We start from the raw sequence: 2,282 nt of genomic DNA on the forward strand, positions 1-2,282 counted from the left end.
CAACTGCCGGATGAACGGGGTGATCCTCTCCGACGCCCGCGTCCGGCACGTGCGCTTCGTCGACTGCCGCCTGGAGGAGGCCAACCTCCGGTTCTCCCGTCTGGAGAACGTGGTGTTCGAGGACTGCGCCCTCGGCGGGGCCGACCTGACGGGCGCCACGCTCGAGTCGGTGACGTTCGACCGGTGCGACCTCCGGCGCGCCGAGCTCCACCAGGCCACCATGACCTCGACCCGGGTGGCCGGCTGCGAGCTCGAGGGTCTCCGCGGGGCCACCAGGCTGGCCGGGTCGACGATCACATCCGGCGAGCTCATGCCGCTGGCGCTGAGCCTCCTGGCCGAGCTGCGGATCAGCCTGGAGGACTGAGGTCGGGGCCCTCGACGTTGAACACCGGCTCGCCCCGGCCGGCCCGCACCACCACCGCCACGCCCGGCTCCGAGCTGGGATTGGCCTCGCGGTGCACGGCGTACGGCGGCACGTAGAGGAAATCTCCGGGACCGGCCTCCACCGTCTGGCCCCCGTCCGGGCCGAACTCCATCCGCATCCGGCCGCTCACCACGTGGAGGGTGCTCTCGTACTCCCCGTGGTGGTGCCAGCCCGAGGTGGCGCCGGGCTCGGTCTCGACCAGGCCGGCCCACATCCCGTCGGTGGCGACGGCCTCGCGCCGCCTCATCCCCGGGGTGCCGCCGCCCGGGACCAGCCCGTCCCGCCCGATGCGGCGTACCGAACCCTCGGCCATGGTCGCTCCCTCCGGTGGTCACCCCTGGCACCGGGACCGTACATACTCGGCGGCGTGGACGACCGCCCTCCCCAGGAGCCGGGCCAGCTCGACTTCGGTCTCGAGGTGCCCTACGGGTTCCGGGCGGGGGAGCTGGTGAAGGTCGAGGGGCTGCGGGGCAGCTTCCGGTTCGTGGCGGTCAAGCGGGACCGGGGCGGCCCGGTGGCCGACGTGTACGGGCCCCTGCCGTCGGGGGGGCGGCTGGTCGGCGCCGCCAAGCTCCGCTCGGTCGATCCCCGGCGCCTCAGCCGGGACTGAGGGTCGTCTAGGCCGACCCGGCGGGGCGGGGGCCGGCGCCGGCGGGGAGGGAGGCGCCCTCGGGGAACTCGGCGTCCATCGAGGCGCGCAGGGCGGCGACCATCGGATCCCGGAAGCGGAGCTTGCTGACCCGGTGGGCGGCGGCGTCGAGCGCGGCCAGCTGGCCGGCCAGGGCCTGGGCCTCCTTGACCAGGTCCTCGTGGGGCACGGTGCGGTCGAGGATCCCTACCGGGACCGCCTCGTCGGGGCCGAAGACCTCGGCCAGCCCGAGCATGCGCCCGATGAAGGCGGGGTTGAGCCGCCCCTCGCAGATGTCGATGGCGCACTGCGGCAGCGGCATGCCGATGGCCACCTCGTTGGCGGTGAGCTTGAACGGCCCCTCGGCCCCGAGCCGGTAGTCGGCCGAGATCATCAGGAACAGCCCCATGGCGATGGCGTGGCCGTTGCAGGCCGAGATCACCGGTCGGGGAAAGGTGAGCACCCGCTCCGCCAGGGCAAAGCCGCCCCGCAGCATCCCGCTGGCCGCCTGCCCCCCGCCCCGGAGTGTGGCCAGGTCGAACCCCCCGCAGAAGACCCGCTCGCGACCGGTGAGCACGACGACGGCGCCGGCCTGCTCGGCCCGGTCCAGCCCGTCGTTGATGGCGGCCTGCATGGCCGGGCTGAGGACGTTGACCTTGCCGTCGTCCATGCGCAGCGTGGCCACGCCTCCGTCGATCTCGCAGCTGACCAGGGTGCTCACAGCCGACTCCTCCTCGCTCCGGGCTCTGGACCATAGCGATCCCTCACCACCGCACGACCGTCCTCCCGATGGTCCGGCGCTCCTCCATGGCCTCGAGGGCTGCGGGCAGGTCTTCGCACCCGACGGTCGCGCCGACGACCGGGCGGACGCGGCCGGCGGCGACGAGCCCGGTGAGGCGGGCGTGCACCTCCTCGCCTGTGGCGCGGGGCGTGATGTTGAAGCCGGTGGCGCGCCGGGCCGCCTCGGGGTGGGACGTGTAGGCCAGCAGCACGCCGCCCACCGAGAAGTTGCCGAAGCACAGGGTACGCGGGGTGACGAAGGGCTGCTCCTCGGCCTCGATCCCTCCCGAGAAGCCGATGATCCGGTATCGCCCGCCGTACGCGAGGCAGCGCAGCGACTGATCGGGAAGGCCCACCCCGTCGAAGACCAGATCCACGCCCCGGCCCCCCGTGACGGCGTCGACCTCGGCCACGAAGTCGGTGGCCCGGTAGTCGACGACGGCGTCGGCG

General features: G+C 73.8%; 5 protein-coding genes. 2 read left to right on the plus strand and 3 right to left on the minus strand.

Translation table 11 applies throughout. The features are described from left to right. Positions 1-364, plus strand: a 364-nt coding sequence (locus tag VFW24_16645) for a pentapeptide repeat-containing protein (protein ID HEX5268399.1), incomplete at its 5' end; no start/stop codon positions are given. Here the strand turns inward: VFW24_16645 and VFW24_16650 are convergent. Then, entirely contained in the window at positions 348-737 is a 390-nt protein-coding gene (locus VFW24_16650; protein HEX5268400.1) for a cupin domain-containing protein, read from the minus strand. The genes VFW24_16645 and VFW24_16650 overlap by 17 nt on opposite strands. Positions 738-791: 54 nt before the next feature. Between VFW24_16650 and VFW24_16655 the strand changes: the two genes are divergently transcribed. Then, complete coding sequence (locus VFW24_16655) at positions 792-1,034, plus strand: hypothetical protein (protein HEX5268401.1); 243 nt, start codon at positions 792-794, stop codon at positions 1,032-1,034. 7 nt (positions 1,035-1,041) lie between these two features. Here VFW24_16655 and VFW24_16660 read toward each other — a convergent pair whose 3' ends face one another. Together VFW24_16660 and VFW24_16665 are read right to left on the minus strand one after the other, a co-directional pair. Beyond that, a complete protein-coding gene (locus VFW24_16660; protein ID HEX5268402.1) occupies positions 1,042-1,773 on the minus strand; it encodes a crotonase/enoyl-CoA hydratase family protein in 732 nt (243 codons plus the stop codon). Positions 1,774-1,816: 43 nt separating this feature from the next. Continuing rightward, positions 1,817-2,282, minus strand: a 466-nt coding sequence (locus VFW24_16665; GenBank protein ID HEX5268403.1) for a zinc-binding dehydrogenase, incomplete at its 5' end; no start/stop codon positions are given.

The organism is Acidimicrobiales bacterium (assembly GCA_036273495.1).
GTDB lineage: Bacteria > Actinomycetota > Acidimicrobiia > Acidimicrobiales > JAJPHE01 > DASSEU01.

What these genes read in the sequence shown, in the direction of transcription:
- VFW24_16650 (HEX5268400.1), bottom strand. Translation starts at nt 737, where the DNA reads ATGGCCGAGGGTTCGGTACGCCGCATCGGGCGGGACGGGCTGGTCCCG.